17 protein-coding genes are annotated in these 20,264 nt (G+C 72.7%); 8 read left to right on the top strand and 9 right to left on the bottom strand.

Annotation, left to right across the window (positions count from 1 at the left end; translation table 11 throughout):
* Nucleotides 1-334: 334 nt before the first annotated feature.
* Together ADL15_RS31545 and ADL15_RS31540 are read left to right on the top strand one after the other, a co-directional pair.
* Complete coding sequence (locus tag ADL15_RS31545) at nt 335-2,281, top strand: elongation factor G (protein ID WP_067698781.1); 1,947 nt, start codon at nt 335-337, stop codon at nt 2,279-2,281.
* Nucleotides 2,278-2,790: a hypothetical protein gene (locus tag ADL15_RS31540; RefSeq protein ID WP_157441718.1), complete on the top strand. Its 513-nt coding sequence runs from the start codon at nt 2,278-2,280 to the stop codon at nt 2,788-2,790. Before ADL15_RS31545 ends, ADL15_RS31540 begins: the two co-directional genes overlap by 4 nt.
* Nucleotides 2,791-2,824: 34 nt before the next feature.
* Here ADL15_RS31540 and ADL15_RS31535 read toward each other — a convergent pair whose 3' ends face one another.
* A complete protein-coding gene (locus tag ADL15_RS31535; protein WP_067698777.1) occupies nt 2,825-4,219 on the bottom strand; it encodes a hypothetical protein in 1,395 nt (464 codons plus the stop codon).
* Complete coding sequence (locus ADL15_RS31530; protein ID WP_067698776.1) at nt 4,219-4,494, bottom strand: hypothetical protein; 276 nt, start codon at nt 4,492-4,494, stop codon at nt 4,219-4,221. Before ADL15_RS31530 ends, ADL15_RS31535 begins: the two co-directional genes overlap by 1 nt.
* A gap of 288 nt (nt 4,495-4,782) precedes the next feature.
* Between ADL15_RS31530 and ADL15_RS31525 the strand changes: the two genes are divergently transcribed.
* The 3 genes from ADL15_RS31525 to ADL15_RS31515 all read left to right on the top strand — a co-directional run bounded on the left by ADL15_RS31525 (nt 4,783) and on the right by ADL15_RS31515 (nt 6,276).
* Nucleotides 4,783-5,088 carry a GlsB/YeaQ/YmgE family stress response membrane protein gene (locus tag ADL15_RS31525; protein ID WP_083971983.1) on the top strand — a complete coding sequence of 102 codons (306 nt, stop codon included), beginning with the start codon at nt 4,783-4,785 and terminating at the stop codon, nt 5,086-5,088.
* 190 nt (nt 5,089-5,278) lie between these two features.
* On the top strand, nt 5,279-5,740 hold the full coding sequence (locus tag ADL15_RS31520; protein ID WP_067698772.1) for a YdeI/OmpD-associated family protein: 462 nt from the start codon (nt 5,279-5,281) through the stop codon (nt 5,738-5,740).
* A 104-nt stretch (nt 5,741-5,844) separates the two neighbouring features.
* The gene (locus ADL15_RS31515; protein WP_157441717.1) at nt 5,845-6,276 is read left to right on the top strand and encodes a response regulator; all 432 of its coding nucleotides are present in this window, start codon (nt 5,845-5,847) and stop codon (nt 6,274-6,276) included.
* Here ADL15_RS31515 and ADL15_RS31510 read toward each other — a convergent pair.
* The 4 genes from ADL15_RS31510 to ADL15_RS31495 form a co-directional block, all read right to left on the bottom strand.
* Nucleotides 6,255-7,256, bottom strand: coding sequence for an acetamidase/formamidase family protein (locus ADL15_RS31510; protein WP_067698768.1), 1,002 nt, complete (start codon nt 7,254-7,256; stop codon nt 6,255-6,257). The two genes, ADL15_RS31515 and ADL15_RS31510, sit on opposite strands and share 22 nt — an antisense overlap.
* A complete protein-coding gene (locus ADL15_RS31505) occupies nt 7,249-8,658 on the bottom strand; it encodes an APC family permease (protein WP_067698766.1) in 1,410 nt (469 codons plus the stop codon). The genes ADL15_RS31510 and ADL15_RS31505 overlap by 8 nt, the downstream gene beginning before the upstream one ends.
* Nucleotides 8,659-8,747: 89 nt before the next feature.
* Nucleotides 8,748-9,086 (bottom strand): hypothetical protein, encoded by a 339-nt coding sequence (locus ADL15_RS31500; RefSeq protein ID WP_067698764.1) that lies wholly within the window; start codon nt 9,084-9,086, stop codon nt 8,748-8,750.
* A 482-nt stretch (nt 9,087-9,568) separates the two neighbouring features.
* Nucleotides 9,569-10,141 carry a TetR/AcrR family transcriptional regulator gene (locus ADL15_RS31495; protein ID WP_067698812.1) on the bottom strand — a complete coding sequence of 191 codons (573 nt, stop codon included), beginning with the start codon at nt 10,139-10,141 and terminating at the stop codon, nt 9,569-9,571.
* Nucleotides 10,142-10,230: 89 nt separating this feature from the next.
* Here ADL15_RS31495 and ADL15_RS31490 point away from each other — a divergent pair, with 89 nt between their 5' ends.
* The gene (locus ADL15_RS31490) at nt 10,231-11,076 is read left to right on the top strand and encodes an alpha/beta hydrolase family esterase (RefSeq protein ID WP_067698762.1); all 846 of its coding nucleotides are present in this window, start codon (nt 10,231-10,233) and stop codon (nt 11,074-11,076) included.
* Nucleotides 11,077-11,349: 273 nt separating this feature from the next.
* On the opposite strand, the gene ADL15_RS31485 is transcribed toward ADL15_RS31490, so the two are convergent.
* Complete coding sequence (locus tag ADL15_RS31485; RefSeq protein WP_067698760.1) at nt 11,350-12,216, bottom strand: alpha/beta hydrolase fold domain-containing protein; 867 nt, start codon at nt 12,214-12,216, stop codon at nt 11,350-11,352.
* 81 nt (nt 12,217-12,297) lie between these two features.
* Here ADL15_RS31485 and ADL15_RS31480 point away from each other — a divergent pair, with 81 nt between their 5' ends.
* On the top strand, nt 12,298-14,499 hold the full coding sequence (locus ADL15_RS31480) for a putative bifunctional diguanylate cyclase/phosphodiesterase (protein ID WP_067698758.1): 2,202 nt from the start codon (nt 12,298-12,300) through the stop codon (nt 14,497-14,499).
* A gap of 35 nt (nt 14,500-14,534) precedes the next feature.
* Here ADL15_RS31480 and ADL15_RS31475 read toward each other — a convergent pair whose 3' ends face one another.
* Nucleotides 14,535-16,454, bottom strand: a complete 1,920-nt coding sequence (locus ADL15_RS31475) for an FAD-dependent oxidoreductase (protein WP_198171095.1) — start codon at nt 16,452-16,454, stop codon at nt 14,535-14,537.
* A 291-nt stretch (nt 16,455-16,745) separates the two neighbouring features.
* Here ADL15_RS31475 and ADL15_RS31470 point away from each other — a divergent pair, with 291 nt between their 5' ends.
* Nucleotides 16,746-18,581 carry a sensor histidine kinase gene (locus ADL15_RS31470; RefSeq protein WP_157441716.1) on the top strand — a complete coding sequence of 612 codons (1,836 nt, stop codon included), beginning with the start codon at nt 16,746-16,748 and terminating at the stop codon, nt 18,579-18,581.
* A 50-nt stretch (nt 18,582-18,631) separates the two neighbouring features.
* Here ADL15_RS31470 and ADL15_RS54550 read toward each other — a convergent pair.
* The coding region (locus ADL15_RS54550; protein WP_067698754.1) for a hypothetical protein at nt 18,632-20,264 on the bottom strand (1,633 nt) is incomplete at its 5' end.

Raw genomic sequence — 20,264 nt, 5'->3', positions numbered from 1 at the left:
CACGCCCTGGTCACGGCAGTTTCGCCAGGCGCGGCAGTCCGCGTTGCGACCCCGGCTGGCGCTGAGGGTTGCCTCGCGCCGGTTTTAACAGCCCTCAGCACCAGCCGCGCCAAGCACGAGTGTGTGAAGTTGCGGTGCGGTCCGGACTTCGCACGCGTGGGGTTTTTCGGTGCGTAGCGCACCTCAACTTCACACGCTCGTTATTCGGTTGCCGGGGGCGGGGCGGGCTGATGGGGTGGGCGGGTCAGGGTTCCGAGAGGAAAGAGAACGGCGATGCGAGCTGCGTTCATGTCATTCGTGGAAGGTATTCGGCCCACTTCTGAGGACATGACGCTTGAGCATTCTCAATCTCGGCATTCTGGCGCACGTAGACGCCGGTAAGACCAGCCTCACCGAGCGGCTGCTGCACACCGCCGGTGTCATCGACGAGATCGGCAGCGTCGATCACGGCAGCACGCAGACCGACACCCTGGAATTGGAACGGCGTCGTGGGATCACCATCAAGTCCGCGGTCGTGTCGTTCCGGCTGGGCGAGCGGACCGTCAACCTGATCGACACCCCCGGGCATCCCGACTTCATCGCCGAGGTGGAACGGGCGCTTGCCGTTCTCGACGGGGCGATCCTGGTCGTCTCGGCGGTCGAGGGCGTGCAGGCGCAGACCCGGGTGATCGCCCGCACGCTGCACCGGCTGCGCATCCCCACGTTGATCTTCGTGAACAAGGTGGATCGTGGCGGGGCCCGGTTCGGCACGCTGCTCGACGAGATCGCGGCCCGGATCAGTCCGGCGATCGTGCCGATGAGCCGGGTGGACGGTCTCGGCACCCGCGACGCGAGAGTCCGCAGTGCCGCGGATCTGTTGCGGCTGGCCGAGCACGACGACGAGGTGCTCGCCGCGTTCGTGGAGGACCGGCCGGCGCCGCCGATCCGGGTGCGCGAGCGGGTGCATCCGGTCTACTTCGGGTCGGCGATCACCGGGGCCGGCATCGATGATCTTGTGGACGGGATCGTCCGGCTGCTGCCGCCGGCGCCGGTTCGGGCCGCGGTGCCGCCCGCCGGGACGATCTTCAAAGTGGAGCGCGGGCCGGCCGGGGAGAAGCTCGCCTACCTGCGGATGTTCCGCGGTTCGCTGCACGTGCGCGACGTCGCGGGGCCGGACCGGGTGACCGGGATCGAGGTGTTCGCGAACGGTGCCGCCCGCGCCTGCGACGCGATCACCGCGGGTCAGATCGGCAAGGTGCGCGGGCTCGGGTCCGCTCGGGTCGGTGACGCTTTGATCGTACGATCAAAAAACGCCTCGCCGGACTCCCCCGCCGTGCCGGAGGAAACGAAGCGGTCGTCCTTCGCGCCGCCCAGCCTGGAGACGGCGGTGATCGCGTCCCGACGCGCGGAGCGCGGAGCATTGCACGCGGCGCTCGCCGAGCTCGCGGAGCAGGACCCGCTGATCAATCTGCGCCAGGATGACGAGCGGCAAGAGGTGTACGTGTCGCTCTACGGCGAGGTGCAGAAGGAGGTCGTCGAGGCGACGCTCGCGGAGCAGTACGGGCTCGCCGTGACGTTCCGGGAGACCACCACACTGCACGTGGAACGGCTCTGCGGAGTCGGCGCGGCGGTCGAGTTCAACAAGGTCGACCCGAACCCGTTCCTCGCGACGATCGGTCTGCGGGTGGCACCGGCACCCGTGGGAGCAGGTGTCAGTTTCGGTCTCGAGGTGGAGCCTGGATCGATGCCACCGGCGTTCTTCGCGGCCGTGGAGCAGACCGTGTACGAGACCCTGCGGCAGGGCTTGCACGGCTGGCCGGTGCCGGACTGCGCGGTGGTGATGACGCATTCCGGGTATTCGGCGCGGCAGTCGCATGCGCACGCGGTCTTCGACAAGAGCATGTCGAGCACCGCCGGAGATTTCCGCAGTCTGACGCCGCTGGTGCTGATGGCCGCGGTCCGCCGGGCCGGGACCGTGGTGCTGGAGCCGATCCACGCATTCCGGGCCGAGATGCCCCCGGACACCGTGCCGGCCGTGCTGCCGCTGCTCGGGCGGCTGGGGGCGGTACCGCTGGCGACATCACCCTCAGTGGTCAGCGGGGAGATCCCGGCCGCTCAGGTGCACGCGCTGCAACGGCGGCTGCCTGCGCTGACCCGCGGTGAAGGGGTGCTGGAGAGCGCGTTCGACCATCACGCTCCGGTACGAGGTCCGGCGCCAGTGCGGCAGCGGACCGGGCCCGACCCGCGGGACCGGAAGGAGTACCTGCTGCGGGTGCTGCGCCGGGCCGGGTTGCCGCAGTGACCGACGATGGGGTGATGGGCCTGGTGCGGGTAGCGTCATTCGCCGACATTCCGCTGGCCGAGGTGCTGCCCGGCGAGTACCACGCGGTGCTCGGCGACCTGGCGCGGATCGGGTCCGAACTCGACGGACGCGGTGCCTGCCACTGGTTCCCGGACCACGTCGCGCCGCCAGCCACCGCGGAGAGCAACAGCGACCAGCCGCTGATCAGCATCGACGTCAGCTTCACCGAACCGGACGACTCGATCGAACTCGGCGTGGTGATCTCCTGGGGCGGTGCGGCGCCGCTGCTCACGGTGTGGGCCTTCGCGGACGTGATGTGCCTGTGCCAGACGTTTCACGGGGTGCACTCGGTCCGGGACGACGAGTGGCAGGCGGTGAACGGGCGGGAGCTGGTGCGCGGGTTCCGGGCGGCGGTGCGGGCGATCTCGCAGCTGGCGCGGACCGGTCCGGCGGCGGCGGGTCCGTGGCGGGTCGAGGCCGGGCTTCCTGGTTCGCCGATGGAGCCTTGAGGCCCGCACCGGGTGGTTCCCGGTGCGGGCGTGGTCACCTTGCGTTGCGGGGGTGAATGGCGGCGTTCTCGCCATCGTTCGGCGTGAGTTCGGCGGCGGCGGTGCCGCTCTTGTTCGCTGGTTCATTGCTGGGCGCGGGCTTGGCCTCGCTGATCGCGGCATCGCCGCTCTTGCTCCCCGATTCTCTGGCGTTGTCCGGCGCGGGCTTCGAGTCGTTCGTGGCGGAGTCGCCGTTCTTGCTGATTTCGCTGCTCTCCGGGGCGGGCTTGCTGCCGTTCTCGGGTGCCGGTTGGCCGGCGGCGGCTTCGCTGCCCTTGCTCGTCTCGCCGGTGTCGGGGGTCGGCTGGGCAGGGTTCGGGGCTGGGGTGAGGCTGCTGTCTTCGCTCGGTGCGTTGTTCTCGCTCAGGCCGGCGGCGGCAGCGGCTGCTCCGGCGCCGACGCCATCGCCGGTCGCGGTGTTGCCAGCCAGGGCGCCGCTTACAGCAGCGGCGCCGGCACCGACACCGGCGCCGACCGAGGCGTTGCCGGCAAGACCACCGGCGACTGTGGAAGCGGCCGCGCCGACGCTCGCGCCGAGACCCGCGCTGCCGGCCAGGCCGCCGGCGACTGCGGTGGCGGTTGCGCCGACTGCCGCGCCGAGAGAGCCGCTGCTGGCCGGGGGCGGGGTGGAGGCGTTGCCGGTGAGGCCCGCGGCGGACTGGGCGGCGGCGGCGCCGACTGCCGCGCCGATGGAGACGCTGTTCGGCGAGAGGCGGGAGGCGCTGCCGTTTGCTGCGGCGCCGGCGATGGCACCGGCTGCCGCGCCGACTGCCACGCCGGCTGCTGACTGGCCGAGGCCGGCTCCGGCGGCGAGGTCGGCGGGCTGGATGATCGGCTGGCGGCGGGAGTCGGTGACTCGCTGCTCGATGGCGCGGCGGTTCTCGTCCATTTCGGCGCGGGCACGGCGTACCTCGGCATCGGCCTCTTGATAGGCAGCCACCTGGCGCTGGTGCGCGGCCAGGGCCACCGTCGCGGAGTTGCGGGCCGCGACCATCGCCGGGGTCGCGGCCGCGGGCAAACCGGGGACCGTGGGCGCGGCGCCCGGCTCGAGGATGAGCTGACCATCGACCGGCAGGCCGGCCTCGGCGGCGATCTCGCGCGCGCGGGCCATCCGGCTCTGCGCCGAGGACAGGCCGTCGGCGTAGCGTTTCAGGGCTCCGGCCGTACGAAAGATCTCGTCGTGCAGGACGTCGGCCTTGACCCCGGCGTCGGACATCCGGGTCCGGAACGCGCGGCCGGCCGCGCCGTGCCAGCGGTCCGCGGCGTCGGCGCCGACCGTGTGCAGCGCGGTCGCGCCGGCCGAGACCTCCGCCGCCAGGTTGGCGCGCAGCCACTGCGAGGTGGCGTAGATCGTTCCCGGGTCGCCGTCCAGGCGGGTGTCGATCGGCATCACGGCGCCCCGCTGATCTTCAGGGCGGCGGCGCGGTCCTCCGCCTGGTAGAGCAGGCCCGCGTCGGCGACCCGGCCCGCGGCGGTCTGCAGGCCACCGGCCAGGTTGGCGGTGCTCGCCGCGATCGTGGCGAGCAGCTCGGCGGTTGCCGCGGCGGCCTCGCCGGCGTCCAGCGGGGGCGGCTCGCCGATCCCGCCGAGCGCGGCGCCGGCGCGGCGGAGGCGGTCGGCGATGGATTCCAGCAGGGCCGGGTCGACTTGCAGCTGATCGATCATGACGCTTCTTCTCCCCTCGGCTGATGCTCGTCGGGGTGTACACGCCGGCGGCATGGTCAGTTCGGGTGCGGGCGTGCCAGCCGGGGCGGGGAGTGATGTGGTGGGGCGGTGCGGGTCCGCGATCGGCCGGGGGGCGGGCGGCGTGCGTTCACGAAGGTTGGTCATCCAACGCCGGATCCGTCGGCTGGCGCTGAAGGCGGTTCGGGGCGAGGCCGTGGCCGCTGGTGGATCACGTTTGACTCGGGCGTCACCATGGGCATGGTCAAGAGGCGACATCGGGAGGACGTAGTGGACGCTCAGGATTATCTGGTGGCGATCGTGTTCGGGGCGATCATCGGAGTGGTGGCACGGATCGTGCTGCCGGGGCGGCAGAGCATCGGGCTGATCCCGACCGTGTTGATCGGTATGGGCGCGGCGGTCGCCGGGACCTGGGCCGCCGATCGGTGGAACCTGCACAGTGACAAGCTCTTCACGGTGACCGGTCGCACGTTCGACTGGGCCGTCGTCGGGGTGCAGGTCGGCATCGCGGTCGTCGGCGTCGCCGTCGCGGCTGTCATGACCAAGGCGTTCTCGACCGACCACGACCGCGACTGAACACCGACCGTGACCGCGGCTGAACACCGACTGCGACTGAACACCGACCACGCCTGCGGCCGGGCGCCGGTTGCGGCCCATGAGTGAGCGGCGAGCAGGACCGCGACCGTGTGCCCGGCGCCGGGACGACCCGGGACCGGACGGGTGGAGACCGGCAGCGGGCGTGGTGGGAACTGACTAGCGTGGCAGCGTGGCAGAGATTGTGAAGCTGAGCCTGACCCTGGAATCGCGCGGGCCCGCGGGTGCCTTCGTGCTCTCCGACGAGCAGGTCGCCGCCGTCGGCGACGGACGTAAGGCGTTCCCGGTGCAGGTCACCGTGAACGGGGTGACGCTGCCGCTGCGGCTGGCCCGGATGGGTGGGGAGAACCTCATCGGGCTGGCCAAGGCGGCACGAACCCAGGCCGGGGTGGAGATCGGCACGACCTACCCGGTGGAGATCTCCGCCGAGTCCGGCGAGCGGACCGTGGAGACTCCGGCCGAGCTCGCGTCCGCGCTGGCCGGCGACCCGGAGGCGGCCGCCGCGTACGAAAAACTGGCTTATTCGCACCGCAAGGAGTTCGTCCGCTGGATCGCCGAGGCGAAGCGCGACGCGACCCGGGCCCAGCGAATCACCAAGACCGTCGAGATGCTGAAGGCCGGCGAGCACCGATAAAGGCCGGCGAGCACCCGATAGAAGGCCGACGAGCACCGACAACAGGTGAGAAGCGGCCAGGGCTGGGTACTACAGCGGCCGTGGTAGGCCCTCGACCCCTGCATATGCTCATCGTCGACGACGACGAGGCTGACGTCCTGCTGATCGAGGAGGCTCTCGAGACCGCTCTCGTCCCGCCGGTCACCTCCCGGGTCGCCGACGGGCGGCAGGCTGTCGACTTCCTGCGCCGGCGTGGCTACTACGAGCAGGCGCGCCGGCCCGACCTGGTGCTGCTCGACCTGAACATGCCGCGGATGAACGGCCACGAGGTGCTGGCCGAACTGAAGGGCGACGCCGATCTGTGCTCGATCCCGGTCGTGGTGCTGACCACCTCCAACGCGGCGGAGGAGATTCAGGCCAGTTATGCCGAGCACGCCAGCGCGGTGGTCACCAAACCGCTCGATCTGCCGTCGTTCGAGGCGGTCGTCCGTACGATAAATGATTTTTATCTGGACGTGGCCGCCCTCCCGCACCGCTATCCGCTGAGGCTTGCCTGACCCAGAGTGATCAGCCGGTCGTGGACGCCGCCGTACGCCACCGCGCCGTTGAGGTAGCGCTTGTCGATGGCCCCGCTCATCACGTACTGCGGGTCGACGACGTTGCCGGCCCGGGCGTGCGTGGTCTGCGAGACCAGCTGGTACGCGTCGAGCAGGTCCAGCCCGGTCAGCTGCGCCACGTGGCGTACCAAATCTTCTTGACTGATCCGGAACGCGTCCTCGAGCGGCCGCGCCGCGCCCAGCGACACCAGCTGCGTGTCGGTCTCCAGCCGTGGCGTGCCGGTCGGGACCCCGGAGATCACCTCGACCACGATGGTCACGTCCATGGCCACCTCGACCGCGACCCCGCAGACCTCGCCGTCGCCCTGCCGGGCGTGCCCGTCGCCGAGCGCGAGCAGCGCGCCGGGCACGTTCACCCCGAGGTAGAGCGTGGCGCCCGGGCCGAGCAGCGGGGTGTCCAGGTTGCCACCGTGCACGTCCGGGACGATGGTCTGGCGGACCTCGCCGGCGACCGGCGCCACCCCGACCGTGCCGAGCATCGGCGCCAGCGGCAGGTCCACCGCGTAGGCACTGTTGCGGGCCTGGTAGCGAACCGTCTGCCGGTCCAGGTCGATGTCGTAGAGCCAGACCCGCTCCTCGAGAGGAGCTTGCAGGGTACGGGTGAGACCGGTCGACGTGAGCGCCCCGAAGTGCGGAAACGTCGAGGAGATCCCGACCGGCGCGGACGGGGTCAGCGACACCACGTGCACGGCCAGGGTGTCCCCCGGCTGTGCCCCCTGCACGTGCAGCGGCCCGGTGACCGGGTTCAGGTACGGGAACTCGCACACCCGGCTGGGCAGGTCGTCCACGGTGCGCACCTTGCCGCCGAAGCAGTCCAGCGTGCGCAGCGTGATCGGGATGCCCGGCTTGACCTCGCCGATCGCCTCCCGGCCGCCGAACGTGTAGCCGTAGTGACCCGGTTCCGCGTCGAAGTCAGACATGTTCCGTCACCGCCCGGTTCGTCGGAGTGTCGTCGTCGCCGGCCGGAACCTCCGGCAGGGCCGGCCGGCGCCCGGTGGCGAGCAGGAAGATCAGTACGAGGGCGCCGATCCCGAGCCAGATCAGGCCGACCTTCTGGGCCAGCAGCTGGGCGTGCAGGATCACCGCGATCAGCACCCCGGCGCCGAGCACCGGGATGACCACGTTACGCAGCACGCCGCCCTGGCGGCCGTTCTTGACCCAGTCCCAGATCACGCAGACGTGCAGCACGATGAACGCGATCATCGCCCCGAAGTTGACCATGGCGCTCATCAGCGTGATGCCGTCGTCACGGCCGGCCATCCAGACGCCGATGCCGAGCGAGATGACCGCGGTGGCCAGGATCGCGTTGGTCGGCACCGAGCGGGACACCGACACCCGGGCGAGGAACGCGGGCAGCTGCCGGTCGCGGGCCATCGCCATCAGCAGCCGGCTGGTGGCCACCTGGGCGACCATGTTGTTGGCCACGCCCCAGGCCAGCGCGGTGGCCAGCGCGGTCAGCGTGCCGAGCCAGGGCCCGCCGGCCACCTCGGCGGCGTCGTAGAAGGCCGAGCCGGCCGGGTCGCCGTTCGCGATCAGCCCGGCCGGGTCCGGCACCAGCAACGCCGCGACCCAGGTCTGCGCGATGAACAGGGCGGCCACCAGGAGCAGCGAGGCGTACATCGCCCGGCGGACCGTGCGGGCCCCGTCGGCGGCGTCCTCGGCGAGCAGCCCGAGCGCGTCGAAGCCCAGGTAGGACAGCATGCCGATGGAGACCGCGCCGAGGATCAGCGACCAGCTGAAGGTGGTGCCGTTGTAGAACGGGTCGAGGCTGAAGCCGTGACCCTTCCCGTCGGCGATCGCCGCCAGGCCGAAGCCCAGGAAGATCAGCAGGACGACCAGCTCGGCGGCGAGGAACAGCCAGTTGAGCAGCTTGGTGGTCCTGATCCCGAACACGTTGATCACGGTGTTCGCGACCACGAAGATGATCACCCAGGCCGCGATCGGCACGCCCGGCACGATCGAGTTCATGCTCGCGCCGGCGACCAGGGACAGCAGCAGCGGGATGCACACGTAGTCGAGCAGGATGGCCCAGCCGGTCAGAAATCCGACGGCCGGAGCGATGGCCCGTCCGGCGTAGCCGTAGACCGACCCGGCGACCGGGTACTTCTCGACCATCACGCCGTACGAGGAGGCGGTGAGGATCATGGTGGCGGCGCCGACGACGTAGGCGAGCGCGATCATGCCGGCGCTGGCCTGGTAGACGCTGCCGAAGATGCCGAACGGCGCGATCACCACCATGAAGATCAGGCCGTAGGCGATCAGGTCACGTATGCGCAGCTCACGACGCAACTGCTGCTGGTATCCGAACGTGGTGACGGGCATCCGGGCCGGCGCTCCATGGGAGTGGTGACGACAATCCAAAAGATCGACGTCAGTAAATACCTCGACGGCTCCGCCCCGCAAGGTCGGCGTCAGATGCTGCGCCGCCGCCAGGGCCAGCGGGCCGGTCGGCGGTAGAGCTCGTCGAGGCGGTCGTCGACGACGGTGCGGACCCCGGCGAGCGCGATGATCAGCATCTCCCGGATCCCGGCGCAGGTGCGGCAACTCTCCCGGTCGCACTCCTGGCGGTGCTCGAGCGCGGTCATCACCAGGCGCTGGGCGATCATCGCCGAGATGTGCGCACGCTGCGCCCACGGTGGGCGCTCGGCGATCGAGGCCCGCCACCGCTCGACGTCGGCGTCGGTGACGCCGTACTGCTGGGCTGCCGCACTGACCTGTTTCAACGAGTTCTGAACGTCAGCATCCGCCACACCGGCATCTTATCCGCCACAGTGGATTTAAAAGTTAACAGTTCAGAGCACCCGGCCGAGCTGGCGGCGCGGATCGATGCCGAGCTTGCGCAACACCTTGCGCAGGTGGTATCCGACGGCGCCGAGGACCAGCCGTTCGCCGATCTCCGGGTTGGTCAGGCCGTCGCGGGCCGCCTCCCGCGGGTCAGGTCACCGGCGCTGTCCAGGTCGCGGCGCCGCGCGGTCTCCCCGGCCCGGCGCCGGACCGAAGGCCACCGCCGGCGCCGCACGCCGTGAGACCCGCAAACCATCAAGATCTTTTGGGTACGCGATGAGCAGCCCGCGCGGCGGTCGCGAACACCGCCGGCCGACACGACGAGGCGCGGCGGCCGTTCACGTCCCATCGCACGGTCATCCCGGGCCAACTGCGCGCCGTGCTGAAGGCGCTGCCGCACGGCCGGCGCAGTCGACATCGGCCCGGAGGGGGCGCTGGCGCACGCCCGCTAACGGGTTCTCAGGCCCTCCAGCAGGACGGTGAGGTAGCGCCGGGCGGTCGCCGCGCGCTCCTCGCCGTCCGCGGCCGGGTGCACCTGCGCCGCGAACATCACCCCGCACATCAGCGGCACCATGTCGGCCGTGGTCACGCCGGGATCGGCGGCGCCGCTCGTGTGCGCGCGCCCCAGCAGCTCCCCGAACGCGGCGGTCAGCCGCTGTTTCACCGCGGTCGTCCCGGGCAGTGCGTCACCCGGCGCGGCGAACACCGGTGACAGCGCCGGGTCGCCGACCTGGGCGTCGACCGCCGCGAACAGGAAGTCCCGCAAGGCCGTCCACGCGTCGTCGGCGGCCAACGCCCGGTCGGCGTGCCCGGCGAGGGCGGCGAGCCCGGGTGCCGCGACCGTCTCGAGCAGCGCCTCCGGGGTCGGGAAGTGCCGGTAGACGGTGGCCACCCCGACCACGGCGATCCGGGCGACCTCGTTGAGCTGGATCGGGGTGCCCTCGTCGACGAGCCGGCGGCCGACCTCGACGATCCGGTGCCAGTTGCGGGCAGCGTCCTTGCGCAGCGGAGCGGTGGTCATGGTCACCAGGATAACCGGATGGGCTATCCGGTTATGTTACGTTGAAACGGATGAGTCATCCACTTCAACGTGCCACCGGGAGACCGCAGATGCAGGACAGTGTCGAGACAGACGGCCGGACCCGGACGTACACCGTGCTCGGCCCGGCCGACGGCGCCCCGGGCCGGGACCTGGTGCTGATCTACCACGGCTCGAAGCAGACCGGGGCCAAGCACCGCGCGTTCACCGGCCGGATCTACGACCGGCTGGCCGACGACGGTGGCGCGGTGGTGGTCTACCTGGACGGGTACCGCGGCAACTGGAACGACGCGCGCCGGTTGAGCTCGTTCCCGGCCCGTACCGCGAACGTCGACGACGTCGCCTTCACCCGCGCGGTGATCACCAAGCTGGCCGCCAGCCACCGGATCGACACCGCCCGGGTGGTCGCGGTCGGCTACTCCAACGGCGGCCAGCTGGTGATGCGCCTGGCCCACGAGGCCCCGGAGCTGCTCGCCGGCGCCGCGGTGATCGCCGCGACCATGCCCGGCCCGGACGACTTCCTGGCCGCCGGCGCGCCGCCGTCACCGCTGCCGATGCTGCTGATCCACGGCACGAAGGACCCGATCGTCGCGTATGCCGGCGGCGAGATGCGCTGGTGGGCGCGCACCCTGTTCAAGGTCGGCGGCCGCAGCCGGTCCGCGCCGGACACCGCGGCCTACTTCGCCGCCCGCAACGGCATCACCGCCGACCCGGTCCGCACCACGCTGCCGAGCACCGGCCCCACGTCGGTCTCGCTCACGTCCTACCAGCAGCCGGGCCGGCCACCGGTCGCCCTCTACACCGTCCACGGCGGCGGCCACACCGTCCCCGGTCCGCGCAACACTCCCGCGATCATGGGCCGCACCACTCACGACATCAACACCGCCGACCTCCTCTCCACTTTTTTCACCCGATAACCCCTTTTCGGTACGAAAGAAGAGCGCCCGCCCGCAGGCCACAGGCCAAGCCCCGCCCGTGCGGCCCCGCAACACCCCGGCCCACCCCGGACCGCAACGCGCCCCGCGGTCCCCGGCTGGCGCTGAGGGGTGTCTCGCGACCCCGGAGGCAACCCTGAGCGCCAGCCGGGGGTGGGAGGCGCGCGGCGGTCTGGGGTGGCAGCGGTCTCGCGCCGCCCGCACGGGCGGGGCTTGGCCTGCGGGCGGGCGCTCCGCGGCGTACCGGAAAGGGGTCTAGGTGGACATGGTGGTGCGGATGTGGGTGAGGATCGCGCGGCGGGCGGGGACGGCTTCCGGGACCGGGAGCAACGGGTAGACGTGCAGGGCGCCGGGCTGCTCGTGGTAGGTGAGCGGGGTGCCGGGCGGGAGGCGGTCGCGCAGGGTGCGGCAGTCGGCGAGGGTGATGTCGCGGGTGCCTACCAGGATCTGCAGGGGTGGCAGGTTCGACAGGTCGCCGTGGAGGGGGCTGAGGCGGGGGTCGGTCAGGGCGAGGCCACCGGTCCAGGCGTCGGCGATCGGGCGCAGGCCGGGGCGGGCCAGCCACGGGTCGTGGGGTTCGATCGCCGCGATGCCCGGGTTGCTCATCGACAGGTCCAGCCACGGCGCGAGCAGGGTCAGCCCGGCCACCTGACCCGGGCAGGCCTGGGTGGTGAGCAGGGCCAGGCCGGCGCCGGCCGAGTCGCCGGCCAGGTAGCACGAGCCGGGGAGGGCGGTGACCAGCTTCGTGGTGAAGTCCAGGGCGGTCAAGCCGTCGTGCTGCGGGGCCAGGCCGTAGATCGGGACGTGGACGTCGCAGCCGGTCCGGGCGGCGATCTGCGCGATCAGCGACCAGTGCTGGCCGACGATCTCGCTGGTGTACGCGCCGCCGTGCAGGTACACCACGACCGGGCGGGTGCCCGGGTCGCGGGACGTGATCTCGTACACCGGGAAGCCGTGGGTGTCGGAGACCGTGACGTCGAAGCGGCGGGTGAGGGCGCGCGGTGGTGCCGACCGGCCCTTCGGCCGGCGCAGCACCGCGCGGCCGGCCTCCTCGGTGCGGAACTTGCGCTGGTAGGCGAGCCGCGTGAACGCGGCCACCCCGTGCATCTGCCAACTCGCCACCGCCCCACGCTGCCACCCCGGCCCCGAGTGATCAAGGGGCGGGGTGCTCATCCAGGGCAGGCCGCGGCCGAAAGTGAGGGGGTGCGGCGTGCGAACGTGTGGCGGGTCTGGGTGGCGGCGGGGGTCCTCGCGACCGCCGGCTACTACCTGCTGCCCGCCGACGGGCTGGCCGCGAACCTGTTCTACAACGCGATCGGGCTGCTCGCCACGCTGGTGATCCTGCTCGGTGTGCGGGTGCACCGGCCGCAGCGGCCCTGGGTCTGGTACTGGCTCAGCGCCGGGCAGGCGGCCTCGGTGACCGGCGACCTGATCTGGGAGTACTACCGCTACGTGCTGCACCAGGAGCCGTATCCGTCGGTCGCCGACGTGTTCTACCTGGGCAGCTATCCGCTGCTCGCGGTCGGGCTGTGGCTGCTGGTGCGGGACCGGGAGCGCGGCGGCGGGCTGACCGACGCGGTGATGGCCGGCATCGGCCTGGGACTCGCCCAGTGGATCTTCGTGGTGCACCCGGTGGCCGCGTCCTCGGCCGCGTCCGGGCTGTCCGGGATCATCGCGATCGCGTACCCGGCGGCCGACGTGCTGCTGCTGGTCATGCTCGCCCGGATGCTCACCACCCGGGGCGGCACCACGCTCAGCACCCGGATGCTGGGCGCGGCCGCGTTCCTGCTGCTGGTCACGGACGCCGCCTACCTGGTGGTGAGCCTGCACGGCGGCGACACCGACGGTGACATGTTCTCCGCCGGGTGGCTGCTCGGGTACGTGCTCTGGGGCGCTGCCGCGCTGCACCCGTCGATGGCCGCGCCGGCCGCCGCCGCCGGGTCCCGCCCGGAGCGCATCGGCTGGGCGCAGCTGGTGCTGCCGACCGGGTGCGCGCTGCTCGCCCCGGCGATGCTGTTCGTCCCGCAGGTCGGCGACGTGCTCGACCGGATCGCGATCGGCGCCAGCTCGGCGGTGCTGATCGCGCTGGCCGCCGCGCGGATGACCGGGCTGATGCGCCAGGTCCAGGGCCAGTCCGCCGCGCTGCGGCAGCTCGCCCTGCACGACGACCTGACCGGGCTGCCCAACCGCCGGCACTTCGACCAGGTGCTGACCGACGCGGCCGGTGCCGGGCGGCCCCGGATCGTGTTCCTCGGGCTCAGCGGGTTCAAGGACATCAACGACGAGTTCGGCCGGCCGGTCGGCGACCGGGTGCTCACCGTCGTCGGGGAGCGGCTGCTCGCGGCGGTGCCGGACGGCGGGTTCCTGGCCCGGCTCGGCGGCGACGAGTTCGCCCTGCTGGTGCCCGGTGACATGCCGGCCGAGCAGGTCGCGCACCGGATCCTCGCGGCGCTCACCGCCCCGGTGCCGGCCGGCGGGCACGAGCTGTTCGTCGGGGTGCACGTGGGCCTGGCCAAGGCCGCCGAGCCGGTGGAGGCGCTGCGCCGCGCCGAACGGGCGATGCACGCCGCGAAGAAGACCGGCGAGCCGTACCGGCACTGGTCGCCGGTGCTCGACGAACGCGACGGCGAGAACGCCCGGCTCGGCGCGGAGCTGCAGGCCGCGCTGCACGCCGGCCAGTTCCGGGTGCACTACCAGCCGATCGTGGCGGTGCCCGAGGGCCGGGTGGTCGCGGTCGAGGCGCTGGTGCGCTGGCAGCATCCGCAGCGCGGCCTGGTCGAGCCGGGCCGGTTCATCCCGGTCGCCGAGCAGACCGGCCTGATCGTCGACCTCGGCGCGTGGGTGCTGCGCGCCGCCTGCGAGCAGATGGTCCGCTGGCGCGCCCAGCACGGCGCGGACGCCCCGGACCGGATGAGCGTGAACGTGTCGGCCCGCCAGCTGGCCCGCCCGCAGTTCCCGGACACCGTCGCCGCGATCCTGACCACCACCGGGCTGCCGCCGACCTGCCTGACCGTCGAGGTGACCGAGACCGCGGTGTTCGGCGGCGGGCAGGCGGTCGCCGCGCTGCACCGGTTGCGGGCGCTCGGTGTCCGGATCGCGCTCGACGACTTCGGGACCGGGCACTCCTCGCTCGGGCTGCTGCACACCGTGCCGGTCGACGTCCTCAAGGTCGACAAGTCGTTCGTCGACCGGGTCACCGAGGCCGGCCGGCACGCCGTGATCGCGAAGGCGCTGATCCAGGTCAGCGACGGGCTCGGGTTGACAGCGGTGGCCGAGGGGGTGGAGACCGCCGAGCAGGCCGAGGCGCTCTACGCGCTCGGGTACCGGCTGCTGCAGGGCTACTACTACGGGCGGCCGGCGCCGAGCCCCGACCTGCTGACACTGCACCCGACTGTCCGCGTCTGATCAGAGACTTCATGTCGTACGAAACAGCGCTCTCCTCAGCCCCGAGCGGACCCGGAGATGTTCGCGGCCGTCCGGGACGCCAACGCCATGATCGTGATCATCGGGTTGGTGCCGGACGCGGTCGGGAACGCCGACCCGTCGCCGATCCACACCCCGGGCGTGTCGTGCAGCTCGCCGCGCGGGTCGGCGACGCTGGTGGCCGGATCGGCGCCCATCCGGCAACTGCCCATCTGGTGCGCGGAGAACAGCACCGCCCCGCCGGCCCGCAACGGGATCTCCCGCGCCCGCGCGATGAACGCCTCGAGGTCCTCCCCCGCCGTCCACGGCGCCAGGCCGTGCCCGAGCACCCGCACCCCGCGCGCCCCGGCCGCGTGGTGCAGCCGGATCTGCGCCTCGATCGCACGCCGGCTGTTGCGCACGTCCAGCTCGTCGTCGAGCGCATACCAGGCGGTCGTCTCCCCGGCCGCGTCGAGAGTGACCCGCCCGTGCCCGCGGTCGCGGACCAGCCCGATGAACGACGCGTAGCCGCGGTAGCCGGCCATCACCTGCTTGTGCCCGGCGCCGGTGCTGAACGGGATCGCCGAGGCGCCCAGCCCGGTGCTGTACTGCACGCTCTCGATCAGGAAGCCGTGCCCGTCCTCGGCCGCCGCGAACTCGTTGACCAGCGCGGCCTGCGGCGGCCCCCACCAGCCCCGCATGTCGGTGCCGTAGTCGCCGAGGGTGACCGTGCACGGGTGCAGCCGCAGGTGGTCGCCGGCCGCCGGGCCGCCGATCCCGGAGCGCAGCAGCACCCCCGGCGACTCCAGGGCGCCGGCGGCGAGCACCACGATCGGCGCGCGGACCGTGACCGTCGCCCGCCGCGCGCCGTCCGCACTGGTCCAGTGACCGACCACGCCCGCGGCCCGGTGCTGCTCGACCAGGATCCTCTCGGCCCGGCAGCCGTCGACGATCCGCGCGCCGTGCTCGGTGACGGCCGGTTCCAGGTACACCTTCAGGGTGGAGCGTTTCGCGCCGGACGGGTCGCCGAAGCCGAGGTGCCCGGCGAGCGCCGGGTCGTGCCGTTTCTCGTCCCAGTTGCGGTACGCGGTGGCGAACGACCAGCCCAGCGCCGCGGCACCGCGCTGCATCGCCTCGTGCGCGGGGTTGAACTCCGAGCAGTGGTCGGTCACCGACAGCTCCCGCCAGACGGCGTCCAGGTGCTGGTCGAAGGACAGGGTCGGGATGTCGCTCAGGCCGTGCCCGGCCCACTGGCCCCGGACCCGCGGGGTGGTCCGGATGCAGTTCGTCCAGTTGATCACGGTGCCGCCGCCGAGGCCGCTGCCGGCCATCAGGGTCACGTTCGCGTCGGCGGTCGGTGTCGGCCCGCCCCGCCGGTAGCAGCGCCGGTACGCGGCCAGCTCACCCTGATCGAAGTCGGCCTCGGTGTGATAGCGCCCGGCCTCCAGGACGACCACCCGGGCGCCGGCGGCGGCGAGCCGACCGGCGATCAGGCCACCGCCCGCGCCGGAGCCGATCACCACGACGTCGGCGTCCAGCTCGAGGTCACCCTCCGGGCGCAGCGGGGTGATCGCGGGCGGGTCGGCCGGCGGGACCGGGCCGGCCGGGCCGGGATAGCCGAGCCGGGCCCAGTTCGGGTTGCCGCCACCGGCGTCGGTGAGGCCGTAGGTGAGCAGCAGGATCAGGCTGATCAGCGGTGTCACGGGCGGCCCCAGCGCGGCCAGGATCTGCTCCCGGCGCACCGGCGGGGCGCTGCGGAAACCCTGCCCGGCCAGCACGTCGAGCAGGGCACCGATCGCGTCGTGCTGCCCGGGCGCCAGGGCGGCGAGCACCGCCCGGTCGACGCCGAGGTCGGTGGCCCGGCGGGCCCAGAACCCGTCGGTGTCGCCGGGCTCGTCGACGGCGGGAACGACGGTGTCGCAGAGCAGACGCAGCACCTGGATCTGGTCCGGGGTCACGACATCAATGTAGGCCGATCGGCGACCCGGACGGGGGCGGTCGCGTGGGACTGCTGTGGTTTGTGTGTTTTGGCTTCTCCGGTCGTTCCCGTGCGACACGGATCGGCGCCCGGCCGGCCCCCGGCCGGTGCTCGGCCGGTGCTCGGTCGGCGCCCGGCCGGCGTTCGGTCGGCGCCCGGCCGCGGTCCCCCGGTGGCCCCTCGCCCGCCCGGACTCGCCGAGATCGGCACCAGCAGCCCGGCCTGGCCGAAAAGCGGCAGACGACCCCGCACGGGGGCGTAGCGTCGCGCTGTGAGGTGGCATGGCCTGCCCGATATGCGGGCCGACCGCGACGCGCGGACCCGGGTCGTCTCCCGGCGTTCGCTGCTCGTCCTGGTGCTCGTCGCGACGCTCGGCGTCGCGGCGACGCTGCTGGCCGCCACCGCGCTGCGCGGCGGCGAACGCCGGCTGGCCGACCGCGCCGCGGACCAGCAGGCCGCCTCCGCGGCGCAGGCCGTCACCGACGGGATCCGCCGCTACAGCGACTTCCTGACCAGCCTCTCCGCCGCTCTCGGCGCCCAGCAACAGCTGGAGGCCGCCGAGTTCCAGGCGATCACCGCGCCGATCAACCGGCGGATCCTGCCGGGGGTCGCCGGGGTCGCCTACGTGGTGGCGGCCACCGACCCGCAGATCCCGGCGGTGCAGCGGTTCTGGCGCGACCGCGGGGTCACCGACCTGACCCTGCAGCCCGGCGCCGTGCTCGGCGGCCGGCACCTGTTCATCGTGCTCGGCCGCTCCGCCGACACCCTGCCGATCCCGCTCGGCGAGGACATGGCGACCGCGGGGGCGGCCGGCGCGGCGATGCGCGCGGCGCAGACCGACCGGCGGGTCGTGATCAGCGCCGCCTACCCGCTGCGCACCGACCGTGAGGTGCCGGCCGGCCAGCGGCAGGACGGTTTTGTGCTGGCCGCCGCGGTCCGGGCCACCGCGCCCGCGCCGGACGCCGGGCACCTCCGCGGCTGGCTGCTGCTCGCCCTGCGCAGCGGCGAGTTCCTGCACGAGGCGGTCGGCAAGGTCGTCGGCCGGACCGCGGCGGTCGACCTGACCGACGCCGAGGCGCCCGGCCCGGCGCCGATCGCCGGGTGGCGGCCCGCCGAGGCGGCCGATCCCGCCCTGGCACCACGGACCCTGACCATCACCGCGCCCGGGCGCACCTGGCAGCTGGCGATCAGCCCGACGATGCGCCTGATCGACCACCGCGGCATCCGGCCCAGCGTGATCGCCCTGATCGTCGGGTCCGTCCTCACCCTGCTGCTCACCGCGCTGACCGGGTCGATCGCCACCTCCCGGGACCGGGCCCGGCACCGGGTCGCGGTGGCGACCGCCGCGCTGCGCACCGACATCGCCCGCCGCGAGGCGGTCGAGCAGCAGCTGCGCCGCCGCGAGGCCGAACTCGTCGGCTTCGCCGGGGTGATCGCCCACGACCTGCGCAACCCGCTCGCCCGGATCGCCGGGTACACCGACTTCCTGCGCGAGGAGGCCGCCCGCTACCTGGAGGAGGACCACCGCGAATACCTGGAGCGGGTGCACGTCTGCGAGCAGCAGATGACCGTGCTCCTCGACGACCTGCTCGAATACGCCACCGCCGACAACCGGCCGCTGCAGGCCCGGCCGGTCGACCTGCACGCCCTGGTCGAGCAGGTGGTCCGGGACCGTCAGGAGTCACCGGGCGCCCGGGAGGCCACCGTGATCGTCGGCGCGCTGCCGACGGTCGACGGCGACCCGACCCTGCTGCAGCAGCTGTTCGACAACCTGATCGGCAACGCGGTCAAGTACACCCCGGCCGGCCGGGCACCGTTCGTGCGGATCGGCAGCCGGCCCGAGCCCGGTGACCGCTGGCGCATCGAGGTGTCCGACAACGGCATCGGGATCCCGGAGGAGCAGCGCGAGTCGGTCTTCGACGCGTTCACCCGCGCGGGCGGGAGCGAGGGATTCCCGGGGACCGGGCTGGGGCTGGCCATCGTGCACCGGATCGTGGAGCGGCACCACGGCGCGATCGGCGTGGACCCGAACCCGGACCAGGGCAGCTGCTTCTGGATCGTGATCCCGGCGGCCTCGGCCACGGTGGCGGCGACCGCCGCCGTGTAGCGCCACGCGCGGTGGGACGGCAGCCGCCGTGCAGCGCCACGCGCCTTTCTTCAGCGGCGCCAGGACTCCCTGATGTTGACCAGCAGCACCAGCAAGGCCGCCGCAAAAAACGCGAAATTGACGACATATCGTCCGTCGTGCCACAACAACACCAGCAACCCCGCCGCGATCCCGGCCAGCATCAGCCGCAGCAGCACCGCGAGCAGCTTGCTGCGCACCAGCCCCTCCACGGTCAGCAGCACCAGCAACAGCACCAGCGCGGTCTGCTTGCCGGCGATCGGCAGCGGCGACACCAGCGCGCCGAGCGCCCACAGGATCAGCGGCGTGCTCAGCACCGCCCACCAGGACCGGGCCCGCCCGAGGAACCCGGTGGCCGGCTCCATCGGCAGCCGCCGGTGCAGCAGGTGCGCGTGCGGGTCCTCGACCACCGGCCAGACCGTGGCCATCCGGGCCTGCTCGTCGGCCAGCCGGGTGCGTTCCATCCGCAGCCCGAGCAGCTTCTGCTCGGCGGCAGCCAGCGACCGCACCTCGGGCGCGGCCGCGGACAGGCCGGCCGCCGCCACCGCGAGATCGTGGCGCATGCTGTCGATCTCGCGGTCCAGGGCCGCGAGCCGGTCATTGTTCCGTTTGGTACGGATCTCGGCCAGCTGCCGCTCCGCCGCCTGATTCGGTACGACCTTCGCCAGCCCCGCCCACCCGACCGGGTCGGCCCACGACTGCCGCACCGCGCCGTCCCGGCCGTACCGGGGACCGGCCGGCCCGCGTTCCCCGCCCAGCCGGTCGCGGGTGTCGCGCCCCCACAACCCGCGGAAGTCCCGCACCCACGGGGTGTCCTCACCGATCCGTACCGGCTGCCAGCTCTCGTCCTGGCCCGGCCCGATCGACCGGCCGTCGCCGCGCGCGTAGTCGACGTACGGGATCCCGACGTTCTGCCGGTCCTCGGCCGACCACGGCGCGAACAGCCGCGCCGACCAGCGCAGCGCGGTGACCAGCCCGCGCAGCTTCGGCGGCTTCACCGTGATCACGTAGTCGCCGGGCAGGTACGCCCCGGAGTGCGAGCCCGCGCCGGCGAACACCACCGGGTGCCGGTCCTCGGCGAACGTCAGGTCCGGGTCGTCCCAGCGCCGCCGCAGATCGTCACCGACCTCGTCGTGCGCCGAATACACCACCCAGCGCGCCGGCGGCAGCCCGTCCTGGTCGAGCACCCCGGTGCCGTCGAGATAGACCGTCACCTGCTCCCAGTCGCCCTCGTGCTCGTTGACCCCGCCGAACGCCGACCGCCAGTTGTTGAAGCTGTAGAAGAACCAGTACTGACACACGATCCACGGGTCGTCGTGCAGCACCCGGCCGTAGTAGACCGGCCGGTGCGGCTCCAGGTGGTCGCGCTGCAGCAGGAACGAGTGCGCCGCGCTGCCACCGGGCAGGCTGCCGCGGAACAGCAGCGAGAACCGGTTCAGCGTGTCCACCAGACGGGCGGCCGGGCCGACCTGCGCCAGCCGGCTGGCCCGGGCCAGGTGCGGCGGGCGCTCCCGCAGCGGGATGTGCGCGTGGTGTTTCTCCGAGTCGCCGATCCCGGACAGCGAATACCGCAGGCCCTGCTCGGCGCCGCCGGCCGTGGCGAGACGCTCCAGGGTCAGCTGGCCCGGCACCTCCACCCGGACCGGGTTCGCGCCCGCCTCGGCC

The sequence above is a fragment of the Actinoplanes awajinensis subsp. mycoplanecinus genome (genome assembly GCF_001509495.1).
Lineage (GTDB): Bacteria > Actinomycetota > Actinomycetes > Mycobacteriales > Micromonosporaceae > Actinoplanes > Actinoplanes palleronii.
Note: the sequence above shows the minus strand (reverse complement) of the source record. Positions and strands in the feature narration are given on the sequence as shown.